Annotated in this window: 19 protein-coding genes; 2 read left to right on the top strand and 17 right to left on the bottom strand. The window is 59.8% G+C overall.

Translation table 11 applies throughout. The features are described from left to right. Positions 1-31: 31 nt before the first annotated feature. The 9 genes from Tel_05375 to Tel_05335 all read right to left on the bottom strand — a co-directional run bounded on the left by Tel_05375 (position 32) and on the right by Tel_05335 (position 7,565). Positions 32-940: a recombinase XerD gene (locus Tel_05375; GenBank protein ALP52622.1), complete on the bottom strand. Its 909-nt coding sequence runs from the start codon at positions 938-940 to the stop codon at positions 32-34. Next, entirely contained in the window at positions 930-1,394 is a 465-nt protein-coding gene (locus Tel_05370; GenBank protein ID ALP54747.1) for a hypothetical protein, read from the bottom strand. The genes Tel_05375 and Tel_05370 overlap by 11 nt, the downstream gene beginning before the upstream one ends. Positions 1,395-1,448: 54 nt before the next feature. Then, the gene (locus tag Tel_05365) at positions 1,449-3,158 is read right to left on the bottom strand and encodes a hypothetical protein (GenBank protein ID ALP52621.1); all 1,710 of its coding nucleotides are present in this window, start codon (positions 3,156-3,158) and stop codon (positions 1,449-1,451) included. Positions 3,159-3,292: 134 nt separating this feature from the next. After that, positions 3,293-3,637, bottom strand: a complete 345-nt coding sequence (locus tag Tel_05360) for a 50S ribosomal protein L19 (GenBank protein ID ALP52620.1) — start codon at positions 3,635-3,637, stop codon at positions 3,293-3,295. A gap of 58 nt (positions 3,638-3,695) precedes the next feature. Next, positions 3,696-4,442, bottom strand: coding sequence for a tRNA (guanine-N1)-methyltransferase (locus Tel_05355; GenBank protein ID ALP52619.1), 747 nt, complete (start codon positions 4,440-4,442; stop codon positions 3,696-3,698). Then, positions 4,443-4,946: a ribosome maturation factor RimM gene (locus tag Tel_05350; protein ALP52618.1), complete on the bottom strand. Its 504-nt coding sequence runs from the start codon at positions 4,944-4,946 to the stop codon at positions 4,443-4,445. It abuts the gene before it with no gap. Between the two features lie 8 nt (positions 4,947-4,954). Then, positions 4,955-5,203 (bottom strand): 30S ribosomal protein S16, encoded by a 249-nt coding sequence (gene rpsP / locus Tel_05345; GenBank protein ID ALP52617.1) that lies wholly within the window; start codon positions 5,201-5,203, stop codon positions 4,955-4,957. Between the two features lie 187 nt (positions 5,204-5,390). Continuing rightward, positions 5,391-6,752, bottom strand: coding sequence for a hypothetical protein (locus Tel_05340; GenBank protein ALP52616.1), 1,362 nt, complete (start codon positions 6,750-6,752; stop codon positions 5,391-5,393). Between the two features lie 45 nt (positions 6,753-6,797). Beyond that, positions 6,798-7,565, bottom strand: coding sequence for a 3',5'-cyclic-nucleotide phosphodiesterase (locus Tel_05335; protein ID ALP52615.1), 768 nt, complete (start codon positions 7,563-7,565; stop codon positions 6,798-6,800). A 135-nt stretch (positions 7,566-7,700) separates the two neighbouring features. Here Tel_05335 and Tel_05330 point away from each other — a divergent pair, with 135 nt between their 5' ends. Together Tel_05330 and Tel_05325 are read left to right on the top strand one after the other, a co-directional pair. Next, positions 7,701-8,501, top strand: a complete 801-nt coding sequence (locus tag Tel_05330; protein ALP52614.1) for a hypothetical protein — start codon at positions 7,701-7,703, stop codon at positions 8,499-8,501. 170 nt (positions 8,502-8,671) lie between these two features. Then, the gene (locus Tel_05325; protein ID ALP52613.1) at positions 8,672-9,976 is read left to right on the top strand and encodes a magnesium/cobalt efflux protein; all 1,305 of its coding nucleotides are present in this window, start codon (positions 8,672-8,674) and stop codon (positions 9,974-9,976) included. Positions 9,977-10,060: 84 nt separating this feature from the next. Here the strand turns inward: Tel_05325 and Tel_05320 are convergent, their stop codons facing one another. From Tel_05320 to Tel_05285, 8 genes are all read right to left on the bottom strand, one after another. Continuing rightward, a complete protein-coding gene (locus tag Tel_05320; protein ALP54746.1) occupies positions 10,061-11,011 on the bottom strand; it encodes a diguanylate cyclase response regulator in 951 nt (316 codons plus the stop codon). Positions 11,012-11,085: 74 nt separating this feature from the next. Then, positions 11,086-12,126 (bottom strand): chemotaxis response regulator protein-glutamate methylesterase, encoded by a 1,041-nt coding sequence (locus tag Tel_05315; GenBank protein ID ALP52612.1) that lies wholly within the window; start codon positions 12,124-12,126, stop codon positions 11,086-11,088. Then, positions 12,123-14,396, bottom strand: a complete 2,274-nt coding sequence (locus Tel_05310; GenBank protein ID ALP54745.1) for a chemotaxis protein CheA — start codon at positions 14,394-14,396, stop codon at positions 12,123-12,125. The genes Tel_05315 and Tel_05310 overlap by 4 nt, the downstream gene beginning before the upstream one ends. A gap of 975 nt (positions 14,397-15,371) precedes the next feature. Beyond that, positions 15,372-16,052, bottom strand: coding sequence for a hypothetical protein (locus Tel_05305; protein ID ALP52611.1), 681 nt, complete (start codon positions 16,050-16,052; stop codon positions 15,372-15,374). A 19-nt stretch (positions 16,053-16,071) separates the two neighbouring features. After that, positions 16,072-17,328, bottom strand: coding sequence for a hypothetical protein (locus Tel_05300; GenBank protein ID ALP52610.1), 1,257 nt, complete (start codon positions 17,326-17,328; stop codon positions 16,072-16,074). Then, positions 17,315-17,800 carry a hypothetical protein gene (locus tag Tel_05295; GenBank protein ALP52609.1) on the bottom strand — a complete coding sequence of 162 codons (486 nt, stop codon included), beginning with the start codon at positions 17,798-17,800 and terminating at the stop codon, positions 17,315-17,317. The genes Tel_05300 and Tel_05295 overlap by 14 nt, the downstream gene beginning before the upstream one ends. 9 nt (positions 17,801-17,809) lie before the next feature. Continuing rightward, positions 17,810-19,816 carry a hypothetical protein gene (locus Tel_05290; protein ALP52608.1) on the bottom strand — a complete coding sequence of 669 codons (2,007 nt, stop codon included), beginning with the start codon at positions 19,814-19,816 and terminating at the stop codon, positions 17,810-17,812. 260 nt (positions 19,817-20,076) lie between these two features. Continuing rightward, complete coding sequence (locus Tel_05285; protein ID ALP52607.1) at positions 20,077-20,475, bottom strand: hypothetical protein; 399 nt, start codon at positions 20,473-20,475, stop codon at positions 20,077-20,079. Positions 20,476-20,505 lie beyond the last annotated feature (30 nt).

Raw genomic sequence — 20,505 nt, 5'->3', positions numbered from 1 at the left:
TTATACCCGGCGGGTTCCCTTGGGACACAAATTATCCGCGCGGATGGTGAGTGGCGTGGAGCGATTTCAAGCGTTCGCGCGCCACATGGGTATAAATCTGGGTGGTGGAAAGATCGCTGTGACCCAACAGCATCTGCAGCACCCTCAGATCGGCGCCATGATTCAATAAGTGTGTGGCAAAGGCATGACGCAGGGTGTGGGGCGAGAGGTCGGTGCGGATGTCGGCCTGCCGCGCATAGCGTTTGACCAGGTGCCAAAAGGCCTGGCGCGTCATGGCCGTGCCGCGCCGGGTGACGAATACGGCATCGGCCAGGCGGCCCGCCAACAACGCCGGTCGGGCCTCGGTTTGGTAGCGCTGCAGCCAATCCAGGCATTCTTCGCCCATGGGCACGAGACGTTCCTTGCCGCCCTTGCCAAAGATACGCACCACGCCCTGGGCCAGGCTGACCTCCCCCAGTTTCAGCCCCACCAGCTCCGACACCCGCAGGCCGCTGGCGTACAGTAGTTCCAGCATGGCGCGGTCGCGCAGGCCCAGGGGGGCGTCGATGCACGGCGCCGCCAGCAAGGCGTCCACGTCGGCCTCGGTCAGCGATTTGGGCAGGGGCCGACCCAGTTTGGGGGCGTCGATTTGGGCGGTGGGATCTTCCTGGATACGCCCCTCGCGCAGCAGATAACGATAAAAACGCCGCTGACTCGACAACAAACGCGCCGTGGTGCGCGCCTTGGCCCCCTGCTGCACACGCAGGGCCAGGTAATCGAGCAGATCGCCGCGCGCCGCGGAGCGCAGCGTCTTATCCCGGCGCGCCAGGGCCGCTGCCAATGCCCGCAGGTCGCTGCGATAGGCCGTCAGGGTATGATCACTGGCACCGCGCTCGACCCACAGGCTGTCCAGAAACAGTTCGATCAGGGCCGCGTCTGCGCGACTCAGCTCAGCCGTCATTGACCCGCTGTTCGTGCTCCAAAAGCCACTGCTTGAGCGTCAGGCCGGCGCCGCGGGTCTGGCCCATGAAACCGCCCAGCCCGGATTTCGCCACCACACGGTGACAGGGAATCACCAGGGGCAGGTGATTGGTGCGGCAGGCGCTGCCGACGGCCCGCGCCGAGCTGCCCAGGCGTCGGGCAAGTTCGCCGTAGGTCAGGGTCTTGCCCGGCGGGATCTGCCGCATGGCCTTCCAGACACGCTGCTGAAACGCCGTGCCCTCGATCTGCAAGGCCATATCCAGATCCGCGGCCGGGTCGACAAAATAGTGTTGCAGTTGCTTGATCATGCACCGCTGAGCGCTGGATTTGGGCAGCTGCGGCGTGGCCTCGCCGCCCAGGAAATCGACCCCGACCAGGCGCTCGCCGGCAAAGCGCAGCCCCACCTTGACGCGCGGCACAGGCGTCGCAATCACGGCATCGTAGCTTTCGGCGGGTATCGCTGTCGTCATAAAAATGAGTTTAGTCGATTAATCGCTCTGACTGCTAAGGCGCCGGATCTGGTCCTGGTAGAGCGCGCGCCGGGCCGGGTCGGCCTGCGCCTGCAGGCGTTTATACAACAGCACGGCGTCACTCACCAGACCGGCCTGTTCCAGCATCTCGGCGGCGCGCTGCTGGGCCAGGGTTTGCCAGCCGCTATCGCGCTCATCCGGCGTGCGCGCGGCACGCAGATACAGGCGTGCAGCCTCGCTGTAGCGCCGCTGAGCGCGCCGGCTCTCGCCCATCCAGAAATACAACTCGCCCTGGCGGCGACTGTCGGGCACTTTGTGCACCAGCTCGGCCAAAATCTCATAGGCCGCTTGGTGGCCGCCCTGATGATTGAGATCCTGCAGCGCCAACAGCAGATTGCCGATCTGGCCGTCGCCGAGGGTGTCGGCGGCAACGATATCGCGCAAGCGCTCGGCGCCGTGTTGCGGCGTTCCGGCCAGGATCTGCACCCGCGCCCGACGCAGTTGCCACTCGACCACGTCCACCCCTTCAGGCGCGTCCAGGCCGCTCATCAACTTGGAGGCCAGGCCCAGGTCGCCCGCCGCCAGGGCCATGTCCACCAGGCGGTACATCAAGGCCAGCGGCAGCACGCTGACGTCGGTGAATTGGGAACTGGACAGATAGAGGGAACGCAGTAGCTCCGTCTCGCCCTTGTGCGCCAGGGTCTGAACCAATTGCTGATGGGCCCGGACGTTGATGTCCTCGCCCTCGGCATGGATCGCCAACCAGGCGTAGACGGCCTCAGCCTGACGCGTGTCGGGCCGGTTCAGCTGCGCCGCCAGCGCAAACCAGGGACCGTAATTGCCCACCAACAGCTGTTCTCGGTTGGCCAGCTGGCGGCCGTATTCGGTAAGGCTGAACCAGAGCGCATCGACCACCGCCGTCACCTGGGCCACCTCCAGGTGGTCCACCCCCAGCAGCCGTTCCAGCACCGCGCTGCGCCGCGGCCAATCGCGCATTTCGCGACTCTCTTCGAACAAGGCGCTGAACAAAGAGTGTTTCAAGGCCAGGTCCAGCGAGGGCTCGGCGAGCCAGTCAAATGCCTCATTGATGAGCGCATCATCGGGCGGTGCCGGGGTCTCGAGCCGGGCCAGCACATAGGCGCTCCGGGCGGCGGGGGCGTCGCTGGCCAGCGCCAGGATGGCGGCTTCATTGGCTTGCCGCCCGGCGATCAACAGGCGCGCCTGCAGGCCCAGCCACTGGGGGTCACGGTCGGCTTCGGGATAGTCCTGTTCATAGCGCAGCAGGGCGCTGCGGGCGTCGTCATAACGGCCGTCCACCAGATAACTTTGCGCCACCAGGCGCCGCCACTGGGCCAGTTGCCCGGTATCATGCTCGCTGTCCCAAATCAGGGACAACAGCAGATCGCGCGCCTGGGCGCCACTGCCCATGGTCAGATAGGTCCTGACCAACTCGGCAAACAACCAATCGCGATGCGCGTGCGGCGCGGCCACGGGCAGATGTTCGTATTCACGAGTGATGGCCTGCCACGCCTCGTTCTGGCGCAGCAACTCGATCTTTTTGCGGTGCCAGGCCGCCCAGGCAGCGGGCGCCTGCGCCAGATCGGGCTCAGCCTCGGCCAACAACAACAGCGACAGTGTGTCGATGCCCTGTTCGGACAGCGCGGAGATTTCGTTTAACAGGGATTCGGACAGGGGCTCGACCGCCTCGACGGCGCTGGCGGCAAGCATGCACAAAGTCAACAGTGCGGCGCTGAGCGGTCGCCTCAGCATACGATTTACGGGCATAGAAAAAAGGGTGCTGAACCCAGACAACCGGTCCGCACCCTGTTTGCTCGTCTCACGCATCAAGCGGGATGAGACGATTACAGCTTTTCCTTGATACGGGCCGCCTTACCGGTACGCTCACGTAGGTAGTAGAGCTTGGCGCGACGCACATCACCGCGGCGCTTGACGGCAATGGAGTCCACCACCGGGCTATAGGTCTGGAAGACGCGTTCCACCCCTTCACCGTTGGAAATCTTGCGCACGGTGAACGAAGAATTCAGGCCGCGGTTACGCTTGGCGATACAGACCCCTTCAAAGGCCTGAAGACGCTCACGCTCACCCTCTTTAACCTTGACCTGAACGACGACCGTATCGCCGGCGCCGAAATCAGGGACTTCGCGGTTCATTTGTTCTGCTTCCAGCTGGTCGATGATATTGCTCATGACACTTTCCTCAACTAATCAATCTCAAAATCCAAAAATCAGGCGTAGTCGCCGCCGCTCAATCCTGTTGTTCTTCATGCTCCCGGATAAACTCTTCCAGCAGCATTTGTTGCCCTTTGTCCAGTTCCAGGCCCTGCAGCAGCTCCGCTCGCCGCAGCCAGGTCCGCCCCAGCGACTGCTTCAACCGCCAGCGCCGGATGGCGCCGTGGTCGCCGCTGAGCAGCACCGCCGGCACCGGCCTGCCCTGATAATTCTCAGGGCGGGTGTAGTGCGGGCAATCCAGCAAGCCGTCACTGAACGAATCCTGCTGTGCCGAATCCTCGTGCCCGAGCGCGCCGGGCAACAAGCGGGTCACCGCATCGACCACCACCAGGGCGGCGGTCTCACCGCCGCTGAGGACGTAGTCACCGATGGACCACTCCTCATCGACGTCCAATTCAAGCACACGCTCATCGACGCCTTCATAGCGACCGGCTACCAGGATCAGGCCCGGCCGCCGGGCAACGTCACGCGCCAGGCCCTGGTCGAAACGCCGCCCCTGGGGCGACAGATAGACCACCCCGGCTGCGGGATTGGCCCGCCGCGCGGCCTGGATGGCCTGACGCAAGGGCTCGATCATCATCACCATGCCCGGGCCGCCGCCGTAGGGCCGGTCATCCACCGTGCGGTGCCGATCCTGGGTGTAATCGCGCGGATTCCACACCCCCAGCTCGAACACCCCGCCCTGCAGGGCCCGGCCGGTGACCCCGTATCGCGCCAGATCCGCGATCAGCTGCGGAAACAGAGTGACAACATCAATTCTCACTCAAATCTCCGGGGTCCAATCGACCCGCATCACACCCGCGTCCAGGTCGATTTCGCGGATATATTGTCCCTGGACGAAGGGAATCAAATGTTCCTGTTGACCCTTTACCACGACGACGTCGTTGGCGCCGGTCTCAAACAAGTGATCGACCCGGCCCAGCTCGGTGCCGGCCAGGGTCACTACCGTCAGGCCCACCAGGTCAACCCAGTAATACTCACCCTCGGCGGCGGCGGGCAATTGCTGTCGCGCGACGGCGATTTCCGCCCCGACCAATTGCCGGGCCAGCTCGCGCCCGTCATAGCCGGCCAGCTGTGCCACCAAGCCCTTGCCGTGGGGCTTACCCTCGACCACCTCGACGTGCTGCCAGGCGCCGTTGAGGCGGATCTGCCAGGGCTTGTAACTAAAAATATTCTCTTTGGGTTGGGTCTCGGAAAACACCTTCACCCAACCGCGCACCCCGTAGACACCGGCAATCCTGCCCAGGATGACGTGTTCGCGTTGCACAACCGGTTTTACGCGGCGGCTTTGTTCTGCTCGATCAGCTTGGCAACACGCTCGGAGGTCTTGGCACCTTGGCCGACCCAGTGCTCGATACGGTCGGTAGCAATGCTCAGTCGCTCTTCCTGGCCCTTGGCCACGGGGTTGAAGAAACCGACACGCTCGATGTAACGACCGTCGCGCGCATTGCGCGAATCAGTCACAACGATGTGGTAAAAGGGACGCTTCTTGGCGCCACCACGAGCTAAACGAATCGTTACCATCTCGCAAAAATCCTCTATGCAATTCCAGAAACAGCTGCCCACAATTGGACCGCCGGTAAAAATCCGCATATTTTACGCAAATTGAGGAAAAAAGAAAGCCTTTTAAGGCTTTAACAGGAGGTGAAATCCCCCGCTATCCATGCGTTTAATATCCGCCGGCGAGCATGCCAGCGCGCGACGATCGGGTTTAGAAGGGGGTCATGCCGCCGGGCATGCGGCCCTTCATGGTGCGCATCATCTTGGCCATGCCGCCCTTTTTGAATTTCTTCATCATTTTCTGCATCTGGGTGAACTGCTTGAGCAACCGGTTGACCTCCTGCACTTCGGTGCCGGAGCCGGCGGCGATACGGCGCTTGCGCGAGCCCTTGATGATTTCCGGGCGCTGCCGTTCGCGCGCGGTCATGGAGTTGATAATCGCCTCCATGCGCCTGAATTCCTTGTCATTTACCTGGTTTTTGGCGCCCTGCGGCAGATCCCCCATGCCGGGCAGCTTGTCCATCAGCGCGGCGACACCGCCCATCTTCTGCATCTGCTGCAGCTGACTGCGAAAGTCCTCCAGGTCGAAGCCTTTACCCTTCTGCAATTTCTTGGACAGCTTGGCCGCTTCCTCCTGGTCGATGCTGCGCTCGGCCTGCTCCACCAGGCTCAGCACATCGCCCATACCCAGGATGCGCGAGGCCACGCGCTCGGGATGGAAGGCTTCGAGGGCGTCATTCTTTTCGCCCACACCGAGGAATTTGATCGGCTTGCCGGTGATCTGGCGAATCGACAAGGCGGCCCCGCCGCGGGCGTCACCGTCGGTCTTGGTGAGCACTACCCCGGTCAGGGGCAGGGCATCGTTGAAGGCCTTGGCGGTGTTGGCGGCGTCCTGGCCGGTCATACTGTCGACCACGAACAGGGTCTCCACCGGCTCAAGGGCACCGTGCAGGCGCTCGATCTCGCCCATCATCTGATCATCGATATGCAGGCGGCCGGCGGTGTCGACAATCACCACATCGATGAATTGTTTGCGGGCATGATCCAAGGCGGCGGTGGCGATGTCCACCGGGTCCTGGTCGGTACGGCTGGGGAAAAATTCAGCGCCCACTTCACCGGCCAGGGTCTCCAACTGATGGATGGCGGCGGGGCGGTAGATGTCGCAGCTCACCACCAGCACTGACTTCTTCTTGCGCTCCTTGAGCCAGCGCGACAGCTTGGCCACGGTGGTGGTCTTACCGGATCCCTGCAGGCCGGCCATCATCACGACCGCGGGGGGCGCCGTATTCAGGTGCAATTCCTCATTGGCCGCGCCCATGATCTCGATGAGCTGGTCGTTGACCGCCTTGATGAAGGCCTGGCCCGGGGTCAGACTCTTCATCACCTCCTGGCCGACGGCCTTCTCTTTGACCTGGTCGATGAACTCGCGCACCACCGGCAAGGATACGTCGGCCTCAAGTAAGGCCATGCGCACCTCGCGCAGGGCGTCTTTGATGTTGTCTTCAGTCAGACGGCCGCGACCGCGCATATCGCGCATGGTACGCGCCAGGCGTTCTGTCAGATTTTCAAACATAGGATGGATCCAGCGATGATGAATGTAATAGCCACAAAGGGGCTATTATAACGAAAACGACTTATTATTCTTGAGTTGTTTAATGACCCGGTCGGGCACCAGCTGTTCCAGTTCTTCCAGGATGCGGCTGTTTTCTTCCGGTTTATGGTGGGTGAGGTAGATTTGCGGGTCCAGCTTAAGCTTGGCCAGATCGGCCGCCACGGTCTTGGAGCAGTAGTGCCGGGCGCTGTTGCTGAGGTCTTCGTACTCGTTGCTGAAGGCGACTTCCAGCAACAGCAGGTCGAGACGGGGATAGGCGTTGACCGCCTCCCAGAACGTATCATTGGTGGTGGTATCGCCGGTAAAGGCGAATGACATGCCCGCCGCCGATTCCACCCGGTAACCGACCGTGGGCACAATGTGGTTCATGGGGATGGATTCGAACCTGCGGCCGCCAACTTCGCAGATGTCACCGGCAGGATGTTCCTGATACTTCATCACCGGCTTGTTGACCACCGGCAATTTGGCGAAATCGGGCCAGATGGCCCAGTTGAAGACATGTTCGCGCAGGGCCTGAATGGTCGCGGGCAGGCCGTGAATCACGATGGGCTGCTCAATGCGCTCGAAGATGCTGTCGACCAGCAACGGCAGGAACGCCACATGATCGAGATGGGAATGTGTCAGAAAGATGTGACGGATGTTGGCCATTTCATCCAGTGTCAAGTCACCGACGCCGCTCCCTGCATCGATGAGCACGTCGTCGTCGACCAACATCGAGGTCGTCCTCAACCCCCGGCCTATCCCGCCATCGCAGCCTAATATCCTTAGCTTCATATCTTTAATATTTCTGCACTTAAGCAAAAATCTTTAGGTTAAAATAACCCACCTCGGCCTGCCACGAAAAAGGCCCTCTTCTACCGGGCCCGCAGATGTGCCATCATTGTAATTTCATCAATCAAAACAACCATTATGCACACCATAGTTATCGGCACTTTAGCGATTTTCTTGTATTTAGTTGCCGCTTACTCGCTCGGCGCCCGTTTGCGCAACCAGCTCACCACCCCGGCCAGCAAATGGAAAAGCCTCACCCCCGCCATCGTCGCCCTGCTATTGCACGGCTGGGTGATCGGCGGCCAGCTGTTTACCGCTGCCGGGCTCAATCTGGGGGTGTTCAACGCCGTCTCGCTGGTCACCTGGGTGATCAGCGCCATCCTGCTCTTGAGTGTGATTAAACGCCCGACCGAGAATTTGGGCATTATCGTGTTTCCCGGCACCGCCCTGGCGGTGGCTCTGGGGCTGGCCTTTTCCGCCGAACAGATCACTGAACCGCTGAATTCGCACATCGAGATCCATATCCTGATTTCCATCGCCGCCTATAGCCTGCTCAGCATCGCCGCGGTCCAGGCCGTGCTGCTGACCATCCAGGATTATCATCTGCGCCACAAGCATCCGGGGGGGTTTATCCGCACCCTGCCGCCGCTGCAGACCATGGAGCGACTATTGTTCCAGATGATCGGCCTGGGTTTCATCCTGCAAAGCCTGTCGCTGCTGACCGGGTTCATTTTTCTCGACAATATGTTCGCCCAGCACCTGGTTCATAAGACCGTGCTGTCCATCGTCGCCTGGGGCGTCTTCGCCACCCTGCTGTGGGGACGCTGGCAGTTCGGCTGGCGCGGCAAGACCGCCATCCGCTGGACTTTGAGCGGCTTCGTTTTTTTGGCATTAGCATACTTCGGCAGCAAGACGGTGCTGGAAGTTATACTCAACTAACCCGCATGTCTCGCCGGGCAGCCCATGACTTTGATGCAGGTGATTGAAACTAATGAAGGATTATCGAGAATGCCGATCAACCAGACAATGACACACTGCCACGCCCTTGGCCTATCGCAATGGAAAATGCGGGCTAGACCTTCCCAGCCTGCCGAATAGAATCAACGACCATGCAAGAGATCCCGCTTAGCTTTTTAGGCACTACGCTGTTTTTTCTGATCGTCCTGTCGGCCTGCTTCTCGGCCTCGGAGACGGCCATGATGAGCCTCAATCGCTATAAGCTGCGCCACCTGGCCCAGGCGGGCGATCCGGGCGCGCTGCGCGCCCAGCAATTGCTGGACCGCACCGACCGCCTCATCGGCCTGATCCTGCTGGGCAATAACTTCGTCAACATCCTGGCCTCGTCCATCGCCACCTTGATCGCCCTACGCCTGATGGGCGAGGCCGGTATCGCCATTGCCACCGGCATTCTCACCTTCGTCATTTTGATCTTCGCCGAAGTGGCGCCCAAGACACTGGCCGCCCTGCATCCGGAGCGAGTGGCCTTTCCCGCCTCCGTGGTGCTGAAGCCCTTGTTGACCCTCAGTTATCCCCTGGTCTGGCTGGTGAACATCATCGCCAACACCCTGCTCAGATTACTGGGTGTGCCGCCGCAAACCGACGCCATGCAGCAATTGAGCAGCGAGGAACTGCGCACCGTGGTGAATGAGGCCGGCGCCCTGATCCCGCGCCAACACCAGGAGATGCTGATCAGCATTCTCGACCTGGAAAAGGTCACCGTGGAGGATGTCATGGTGCCGCGTAACGAGATCGTCGGCATCGACATCAACGAAGACGATCAGAGCATACTCAAACAACTGATCCACACCGAGCACACCCGCCTGCCGGTATTCCGCGATAATGTGGAACACGTAGTCGGTTTCGTGCATGCCCGCAACGCCCTGCATGTGCTGGCGGAAGGCGATTTCACCAAGGACAAGCTGCTGGCCATTTGCCGCGAGCCCTACTTCATTCCGGAAGGGACGTCGCTCAACACCCAGCTGCTCAGCTTTCAGCGTGAAAAACGGCGTATCGGCTTCGTCGTCGACGAATACGGCGACATTGAAGGATTAGTGACCTTGGAGAGCATACTGGAAGAGATCGTCGGCGAATTTACTACCGACATGGCCGCCGCCATCAAATTCGTCCATCCGCAGGAAGACGGCAGCTTCCTGGTCGACGGCGGTGCCTACGTGCGCGAATTGAACCGCACCATGCAATGGGAACTGCCCACCGATGGGCCGAAAACGCTCAATGGCCTGATCACTGAGTATCTGGAATCCATTCCCGAAGCCGGCACCAGCGTGCTGATCGCCGGTTATCCCATCGATATCGTCCAGACCAGCAACAACGCCATCAAAACGGTAAGAATACACCCCGAGTCACGACGCCTGTCGCCGATCGAAGCGACGGAAAACGGCGGCGCAACAAACTGAGTGGGGGTCGCCGGGATTTCTCATCACCGTTCGTGGCGAAACGGTTCAAGGGTGCGGCGGGGTGAGCGGTGAGCAATCCGGGGGCTAGTCGGCGACCTGGAACTGGTTGCGGCCGCTCTTCTTGGCCTGATACAAGGCCTCGTCGGCCTTCTCGATCAGCTGCTCCGGACCGCCCTCCGTGGTCGGCATGGCGCTGGCCACCCCGAGACTGATGGTGACATGATCGGCAGTGGAGGAATGGGCGTGCGGCAGATTCATTGAGGCTACCCCGTCACACAGGGCGTCGGCAATACGCTTGGCCCCCTCGAGGTCCGTCCCCGGCATTACCACGGCGAACTCCTCGCCACCGTAACGCGCCACCAGATCGCTGGGACGGCGCACGGTACTGGCAAGCTTCTGGGCCACCTGGCGCAAGCAGTCGTCGCCGCCCTGATGGCCATAGTTATCGTTGTAGGTCTTGAAATGATCGATATCGATCAAGATCAGAGACAACGGCGCATGATCGCGGGCGGCGCGGCCCCACTCCTTGCCCGAGAATTCATCGAAGATACGACGGTTGGCAATGCCGGTCAGGCCGTCCTGAGATGACAAGCGTTCCAACTCGGTATTCTTTTCCTCCAATTCCTTTTTCAACACCTCCAAGGCCTGATAGGCCTCATCGCGCTGCTGCTGCGCCAGAAAACTGCGCGAGTGGGCTAATATACGGGCGATCACCTCGATCTTGTCCGGAAACTTGACCAGGTAGTCGCTCGCCCCGAGGGCGAAGGCCTCACTCTTGATCTTAGGGTCTTCCTTGGTGGACAGCACAATCACCGGCACCACTTTGGTCTCGGGATTGGAGCGGTAGAACTTGAGCAGCATCAAACCATCGATATCCGGCATGACCAAATCCTGGAGGATCACCGTCGGCTTGAACTTGGTCGCTTCATCGATGGCGGAGGCGGGATCACTGACATAGTGATAATCAATCTCGGCCTCGTCGGCCAACATGCGGCGCAACGCCTCGGCCACGATATTCTGATCGTCCACCAACATCACCCGGATACGCGCCGCGTCCGCGCAGGTGTTGACCTCCGCCGTCGCTTGATCGTCTTGCCTGCTTACGTCCATCAGCATACGTGCCTATTTTTCTTGCCCGCGAAATATTGATTCAACTCAGGAGCAATATCGTCCAGCGGCAATATTTTTTCAGCCGCGCCGAGTTGGGCCGCGGCCTTCGGCATACCGTAGACCGCGCAGGTCGTCTCGTCCTGTGCCACGGTGAACACACCTTTGTTACGCAAGGTCAACAGGCCTTGTGCGCCGTCGCGTCCCATGCCGGTCAACAGCACCGCCACGACGTCCCCGGACCAATGCTCCGCAATGCTGGCGTAGAACACATCCACCGAGGGCCTATAAACCATATCGACAGGGTCAGGGGTATAGTCAAGCCGACCGTTTGAATTGACTATCAGGTGGTTATTATTACCGGCGATCAACGCCCTGCCGGGCTCCAAGCTATCACCTTTTTCCGCCAGACGCACCTCAAGCGCGCATTGCCGATTCAACCACAGCGCCAATTCAGCGGAAAACTTTTCATCCACATGTTGGATAATCACAATCGGCGCAGGGAAATCAGCAGGCAAGGCGTGCAATAGAACCGCCAGCGCCTTGGGCCCGCCGGACGAGGAACCGATCGCCACAAGGTTCTTATGGGTCGGCGTCGTCTTGGGTTTGGCAGCGCGGAATAAATTCTCCGAGCTATCGCCCTTGCGTTGACGGATCAGTTTGGCGATGGTGGCGATCTTGCGCAACAGTTCGTCCTTGCCTTCGGCATCGCCGGTCATGCCCAGCACTGGCGTGTTCACCGCATCCAGGGCGCCATGGCCCATGGCCTGAAACACCTTGGAGGCATTACCGGCGACGGTGGATGTCACCACCAGGATGGCGCAAGGGGTCTCGGCCATAATCTTGCGCGTCGCCTCTACCCCGTCGATCACCGGCATGATCAGATCCATCAGCATTAAATCGGGCACATCGGTGCCGCAGCGCCAGATCGCCTCGGCGCCATCGTTGGCGATCCAAGCCAACTCGTAGTCCGGTACCGACGTAATCACACGGCGCAGACTCTCCACCGCCATCATGGAATCATTGACGATTGCGATCCTCACGACTTGGCCTCACCGACCAGATCGACGACGGCCTGCAACAAGGTTTCGTCGTGGAAACTGCCCTTGGTCAAATAATAATCTGCTCCGGCTTCCAATCCTCTCAACTTATCCTCCTCCCGATCTTTATAAGAAACCATCAGCACCGGCAGCGAGCGCAGGCTTGCATCCTGCCTGAGGGTTTTCACCAGATCTATACCATTCATACGCGGCATATCCACATCGGTCACCAGCATGTCGAACGGCTGACTGCGCAACATATTTAAACCGTCTACACCGTCCACCGCTGTTTCCACCTGATAACCGGCCCTTTCCAACAGCTTGCGTTCCACTTCACGCACGGTAATGGAATCATCCACCACCAACACGGTCTTGCAAAGCGCGGTCTCTTCTTCAAGAATCGAACTTACCTTGCCCAGACGGGCCGTTTTCAACACCTTTTCGATGGAACGGATCAGGTCGTCCACGTCCACGATCAACAGCGGCGAACCATCCTCCATCAAGGCGGCGGAACTGATGTCCTGCACCTTGCCCAAGGCCTCGGGCATGACCTGCACCACCAATTCCCGTTCGCCGAGAAACTTGTCGACGACCATGCCGTAGTAATGGTTGCGTTCATTCAACACCACTACGGACATCAGGCCTGTGTGCTCCATGCCGGACTCTTTTTCGAGGATCTGGCTGGCACTGACCAATCCCACGTTTTTACCGTCCAACACCACAAACTGATTACCTTCTGCTTCGCTGACCTCGGACTGCCTGACGCTGGCGATTCGGTCAATGCGCGCCAGCGGAAAGGCATAAGGCTCGCCGGCGATTTCCACCAACAGGGCGGGGATCACCGACAAGGTCAGGGGCAGCTGCATATGAAAGCGAGTCCCCTGACCCGGCTTCGAGGTGGCCCTGACATTGCCGCGCATTTCCTGCATGGCGTCGTAGACCACGTCCAACCCGACACCGCGGCCGGAGATCTCGCTGACCTTGTCTTTGGTGCTAAAGCCGGGCAAGAACAAGAAATCGGTGAGTTCCATCTCGCTCAGCGTCTCGGCCATCGCCGCATCGATCAGCCCCTTTTCCACGATCTTGTGACGCAACCTGTCCAGGTCGATGCCGCGGCCGTCGTCGCCGACCACGATGGAGAGCATGCCGGCGTTGTGATAGGCACGCAGCCGAATCGTGCCCTTGGCCGGTTTTCCGGCGGCGACGCGCTCCTCCGGCGATTCGAGGCCGTGGTCAATGGCGTTACGAATAATATGATTCAGCGGCGCCTCGATCTTGTCCAGGATGTCGCGATCCACCATGGTGGTTTCGCCTTCGATAATCAGTTGCACGTCTTTCTTCAAACTGCGCGATATGTCGCGCACCATACGCGGAAAACCGTGCACACCGTCGATGAAGGGACGCATGCGGCTGCCTACCACTTCGCGGTGCAGGCGCGAAGACAGGTTACTCAAACGTCGATCATAAGACTCTAATTCGTTAAGGCGATCGGACATCACCTCGCGGCATTGAGACGCCTGGCGCTGTGCATCGCGCAATAGGCCGCGCATATCATCACTGACCTGTTGCCGCTCCATGCGCTCGCGCAGGGAATCGATCATACAGACCAAATCGGTCTGCTGGCGCTTGAGACGGCGCAGGGATTCGGAATAGGGATACAGCCAGCGCGATTCCACCAGCGACTCTCCGGCCAAGCCCATCAGCCGGTTCACCAGCTCGGCGCTGACGCGCAGCACGCGATCCTTCTGCGGCGCAGTATTTTTTTTCAGCGCCGGCTTGACGGCGGCGGTATCGGCGTCCCCTGCCTCCCCCGGCTCGGGCCGCGCTTCGCTCGCCGCCGCGGGGACCGCTTCGGCCCGGGTTTCGGTAACGACACCCGACTCGCCCTTGAGTATGGCGTTGACCTCGTCCAGCAGACTCAGATAGTCCTGCCTATTGGCGTCGTACCAATCGGCCAGTTCACCCTCATGCATGGCGATGGCGAGAATGGTGTCCGCGCCCTTGAGTAAGACATCCATATGCTCGGCGGAGAGGACAATCTCACTGTTTTGCGCCGCGACAAAGCCATCTTCCATGGCATGGGCCAGCTTGACTACCGGCTCGATGCCCACCAGGCGCGCCGCGCCCTTGATTGAATGCGCGGCGCGCATCAACGGTTCCAGGCGTTCCGGCGAAGTCGGATCTTGTTCCAACGCCAACAAGCCCTGATTCAGCACCGCGCCGTGTTGCTCACACTCGACCCGGAACAGATCAAGCATGGAGGGATCGCCGATGGTGAGGGAAATATCCGCTTCGTCATGCGCTGGGGCGGGCGCCCGCTCGGGCGCGGCCGGCTGTGCGTCAGGCGCCGGCTTGATCGCCGCCAGGGCTTGCACCAGTTGCGCAATATCCTGCCTGCGGCCGCCGTACCACTGGTTCAGGTCACCCTCATAGGCGGCGATTTCCTGAATGACATCCAAACCTTTGAGCATCACATCGATGTCGTCGGCACTCAATTCCAACTCGCCGTTCTGCGCCGCGACAAACCCGTCTTCCATGGCATGGGCGATTTCCACCAACGGCTCGATACCCACCAGACGCGCCGCACCCTTAATGGAATGGGCGGCGCGCATTAGCTGATCCAGGCACTCCGACGCGGTCGGATTCTGTTCCAGCGTCAACAGGCCCTCACCGATAACCGCGCCGTGCTGCTCACATTCGACCCGGAACAGCTCCAGCAAGGAGGCATCCTCGGTCAAGTTGAGCCTCCTCTCGGGAATGTCCGCAGACGTTGCCGTCGGGGTCTCCGGGGCCGACACGACTGCTTCCGCCACGTTAATCCGGGGCGTGGCTTCGGCGTCGGCCCGGCTGCCCACCCCTTCCAGTGCGGACACCAGCTGATCAAACACCTGGCGGTGGTCATCCAGCCAGGCATCCAGATTGTCTTCAGCGGCGGCGATTTGACGAATGGCGTCCATGGCCTTGAGCAATACATCCACCGCATCGCCGTCCAACAACAGGCGCCCCTCCTGGGCCGCCACCAAGCAGTCCTCCATCATGTGGGCCAGCCCTTGCACCGACTCCACGCCCAACAGGCGCGCAGCGCCTTTGACGGAATGGGAGGCGCGCATCGCCGCCTCCAGATGTTCGGCGCTGGTCGGATTTTGGTCGAGCGCCAGCAAGCTGTCATTGAGCAATTCAGTCTGTTGCTCAACTTCCATCTTGAATAAATCCAGCATGGAGGTATCCGACATGCGTCCGACTCCCACCTACAAAATCCCGCGCTGCAGCGCAGGGAACAATAATTCCTGGTCAATCACGCCGACGTGGTGATTCTCCCAGATCAGCATGCCCTTGAGATAGTGCACCGAGCAATTCATCGCGGTCGCCGGCGCCTCGGTCATCTCAGCGAAATCGAAACGATACACCCCGCGCACCTCGCTGACGGGAAACACGACCCTGACACCATTGTACGAAGCCACTACCATCCGCTCATACATCCCTTTCACCACATTGGTGCCGGTCATTTCGCCTCGGGTAACGTTTAACAGGCGGCCGATGGAGACGCACAGCTGCAACTCGCCGCGCACATTCACCAGCCCCTTCAGGACGCTGCTTTTGCGGTGTGGAACGCTGTGGACGCTGCGCATCGAGGTCACTTCATCCAGCAAGCGCGTTTCCAAACCCAGCCATTCATCACCGAGCCGGAACAGGATAATGGAACCGGCCTGAGTATTCTTGTCTTCCTGTGGGGCGGAACAAAACTCAGTCCACTGTTCCAGATAACCCGCCGGCGGCTCGGACTCCAACAACTGTCGGCCGGCGGAGGAAAACACTGCGCAATTGATGCAATGACCGACGTCCTTAAGCTTGGGGCATTCGTGATCGCCCTTGGACCAGACGCCGATGCGGTTCCAGCAATCGTCAATGATTTTGTCCTGTTCCGCCATATCCGTTTCAGCGCCTCATCTAAATCGCGTCCAGCTGACCGCTGTCGCGCAAACGATCGGCGCGCGCGCGAAAATTTTCCGCAGCGCGTAATTCGCCCTGTTCCTCGGCCAAGACCGACAGATGAATCAATGATTGGTAATGTTTAGGATCAAGATAAACCGCCTTCTTAAACGCGGTCATGGCCTCTTCGTCCGCGTCAAAACCCAACAACACAAGCCCCTTGAGATAATAGCCCTGGGCCGAATCGGGCACCGCGGCGATCAATTTATCGCACTCGGTGAGGGCCTGTTTCAGACGCCCTTCGTCGGCCAGCTGCTGCACCGAATCGACCCAGGCCTGTATCTGCGCCAGCGGCTCGGACGCGGCTTCCACCGGCTCATGTTTCACGACGGCGATGGCCGGCTTAGACGCTATGCGTCGCGGCGGCTGCGGCGTCTGTTTGAATGCGGCCGCGGACACGGGCTTGGTCGGCGCGCGCGACGCATCGGATTTCAAATAGGCGAACGAGCCGGGCAGGTTGAGGGTTTCAAACAAGCCGGTCGGCATACGACCGGTCTCGGCATGGCCCAGCACCAGCATGCCCTTGTCGGCCATAAGGCCATGCAGGGTGTCGAGTACATCGCATTTGGTTTGGTAATCGAAATAGATCAGCAAATTACGGCAGAACACCACGTCGTACGGTCCCTTGCCCGCCATGAAACCGGGGGCGACAATGTTGCCCTTGGCAAAATTCACTGTCGTCTTGATCTCGGCGGAGATATGGTAATTTTGCCCCTCTTTTTCAAAATACCTATCGCGGAAACTCACGTCCTTACCGCGAAACGAGTTCTCGCTGTAGACACCCCTGCGCGCCTTCTCCAACACGACGGTACTGATGTCTACCGCATCGATGCCGAAGCCGTTTTTTCCCAAGCCGGCGTCTCGCAGCACCATGGCGATGGAGTAGGGTTCTTCACCGGTGGAACAGGGCACGCTGAGTATATTGATTTTTTTGCCGCCGCCGCTGATCTTAAAGCGACGGACATAATCGGCCAAGACATTGAAAGGTTCATGATCACGGAAGAACCACGTCTCCGGCACCGTCACTTCATTAATAAGATGCTGCATTTCCTCGACCGAGGTTTTGATGAGCCGAACATACTCGGCGACATCGTCCATGCCGACCGTCTTCATGCGCCGCGTCACTACCCGCTTGATCGTTTCCGCACCGACCGACTCCGGCGCCAGCCCCATGTCCGACTTGATCAGCTTTTGTATGGTGTCAAACGACATCATTTTGGTTTCCGGCTTCGACCGTGGTACGCCCTTCGCCGCGCAACATCACCCTCACCTCCTTGGGCAATAACTTGGTCGGCGAGACGAACTGAATTACACCCGCCGGGTGCATAACCACCTTGTCGACAAAGGCGCTGGTCTCAGGCTGTATTCCCGTATCGGTAAATATGTCTTCCGAAACCTTGACGGTTTCGGTGACGTTTTCCGCCAACAGGCCGACCAGCCGGGGCTCTGACTTGACCGGCTGGATCAGAATGATACGGCTGCTCATCAAGTGCTTTACCGGTTTGTCACACAGCAGAATGGACAAATCGACCACCGGCACGATTCTGCCCCTGAAGTTCATCAGGCCGGCGATATAAGCAGGGGACTTGGGCAGACTCTGCAGCACCACGTAGGGCACAAGCTCAACGACGTCCGCCACATCCAGCCCGTAGCGTTCGCCGTTGATCTTGAACAGCAACATCATCATGGCAAAGGGCTACGTTGCGTCGGGCGTTGAGACCTTAAATTTTGACACCCCCGTCTGCAACATGTGGGCCGCTTCGTTCAGGTGATCGATGGACGAATGGGATTGTCTCAGTGATTCCACCGTCTGCTGCGCCGACTCGCTCAGTTGTTCGATCGCCTGCTTGATCTGCTCGGCACCCTGCGACTGGAACTGCATCCCTTCATGCACGCTTTCGAAGCGCGGTGTCAGCGCCTGCACCTGGTCGATGATCTCGGCCAGGCCGGAACTGATATTACTCACCTCGTCGACACTGCGGCGCACCTCTTCCGAAAAGCGCTCCACGCTCATGACACCGGCGGTCACAGCGGCCTGCATCTCCTTGACCATTTGCTCGATATCCCAGGTGGCCACGGCGGTCTGGTCGGCCAGGCGGCGAATCTCGGTGGCCACTACGGAAAAGCCCAGGCCGTACTCGCCGGCCTTCTCGGCTTCGATGGCGGCATTCAGTGACAATAGGTTGGTCTGGTCGGCTACCTTGGTGATGGTGGTCACCACGGTATTGATGTTGCCGGCCTTCTCGTTCAGCACCTCGAGCTTGGCGGCGATGGAGGTCGAAGCCTCCACCACCTGGTGCATAGTCGACTCCATCTTCTGCAAGCCGGCCTGGCCGTTGGCGGCGGCGCTGGCCGTGCCTTCGGCCACAGTCGACACCTCGTCCATAGTGCTCACCAGCTCCTTGGCGGTGGCCGAGATCTCGGTGGTGGTGGCCACGATCTGATTCACGGTGGCGGCCTGCTCGGCCACGGTAGCCTCCTGCTCCTTGGCGGTGGCGGCGATCTGGGTGGCTGAAGAAGTCACCTGGATACCGGAACGCTGCACCTGCGCCACGAGCACATTCAAGTTGTCGATCATGGATTGCACGCCCCGGGCCAGCTGGCCGATGGCGTCATCGCTGTACACCTCGAGCTTGCCGGTCAGGTCGCCGTTGGCGGCGGCTGTGACGGTCTCGAGGATCAGATCCACCTTGCGTCTCAGATCCTCCACTGCCTTGCGCCTTTCTTCAATCATTTTATGGATGTTATTAATCATGATCTGCAAACCGGTGGCCAGTTCGCCGATGGCGTCCTTGCCACCGAAGGTGACCTTGCCCGACATATCGCCCTTGGCGGCCTTGTTCACCACGCCCAGCAAGATGTCCACTTTGTGGCGCAGCTCTTGGGCCGCGGCATGCTCCCGCTCGGTAGTGAAATTGACCTTGTCGGCCATATCATTGAAGGCCTTGCCCACTTTGCCGATTTCATCACCGGAGGAAATCTCGACACGTGCGTCCACATCGCCGGTGGCGCGACGCGTCACCACATCCATCAGGCCGAACAGCGGCCGGCTGACCCAGCCGCGAAGAAAATAATTGACCAACACGAGGCCGATGCCGAGCGCAATGAGATTCACAATCGCCTCGATGGCCATCTCTTTTTTGATATAGGCGTCCATCTCCGCCAAGGAGTAACTCACGCGAATGGCGCCATTAATGGCGCCACTGGGCACATTATGGCACTGCAGACAGTTAACGCCGCGGGTATTATTGGTCGCCTTGAAGGGCTTCAGAACGGTCAGGACGCGGCCGTTGCTGGTTTCGGCGACCTGGACGATCTCTTCGCCCTTCAGGGCGCGCTGATCCAACTCGTCGACGGGTTGTTCATGATCAAAGCCGGGGCCGAACTGCTGCTTCACCGGCTCGCCGCGGATGACACGGGCCTCCAACACGCCGGGACGCCGCGCCATCTTGCCCTGTAGAATTTCTCGGTTGGCCATGGTGCCGGTCAACATCATGGTATTCAAGCCGTCGAAATACAGGGTGGTCATGTCAGTGGTGCGTTCCTTGGCCACCTCCAGCGCGCGCGCGCGATCCTGGATAAACACAAACCCCGTTACCGTGACGATGACCAGTAGAAAAATGACCCCGACGACAAGGTTGATTTTGGTTGGAATGGACATTCCCTTGAGCGTGGTGGACGTCTCTTCGATGTTGGCGTTCATAGTGTCCCTTCAGTCAATTTCCGTAATACTCTTATTTTCGAGTCACAAGCCTCTAGCCCGGCATGAGCAAAATCATGCAGTCAATCGCGCGCTAGGCCTGGATAGGGCTCCATCCCCTTCAACGGCATTCGATGTTGAAACTTTAACGGCAGTCAGAGCCTGGCAAACACGCTGGCAGAAAACCCGACGCGGCGGCCCATGACCTCGAAATATAAGGGGAAATTGAGCGCGCCGATAAGCCGCGGCGACGCAGCTCTGGCTCAGCCCAGCGCCACCGCCCGCAACGACACCCCGGCGGCCAGACAATGGTCCAGCCATTCCCCGAGAAACTGATTAACACGCTGCTTTTCGCGCACCTGGCACATCTCGGGGTTGGGGTAATCGTATTTGGGTTTGAACCGATAGTGGCGCTGGTAGGACAACACCTCGGCGACCCCGGCATCGTGATAGATACGCACGATCATGCGCGGCATGGCCGCCGCCAAAAACGAAAGCGGCAAGCGCTGGGCCAGTTTGATGACGGTGGTATATTTGTGCCGCTCAAGTACATCCACAGACAGGCCGTCGCGGCGGCCGGCGCCTTGACAACACTGCACCTCGCCGTCCAGCTCGGGCAGCAAGGTCATCAAACGCCGGAAATTATCCTCGTAAATCTTCATACTTGTTGTGCCTGATACTTCAAACGTCCT

This window comes from Candidatus Tenderia electrophaga (assembly GCA_001447805.1).
Taxonomy (GTDB): domain Bacteria; phylum Pseudomonadota; class Gammaproteobacteria; order Tenderiales; family Tenderiaceae; genus Tenderia; species Tenderia electrophaga.
The sequence above is the reverse complement of the archived record's forward strand: the minus strand, read 5'-3'. Positions and strand labels throughout refer to the sequence as shown.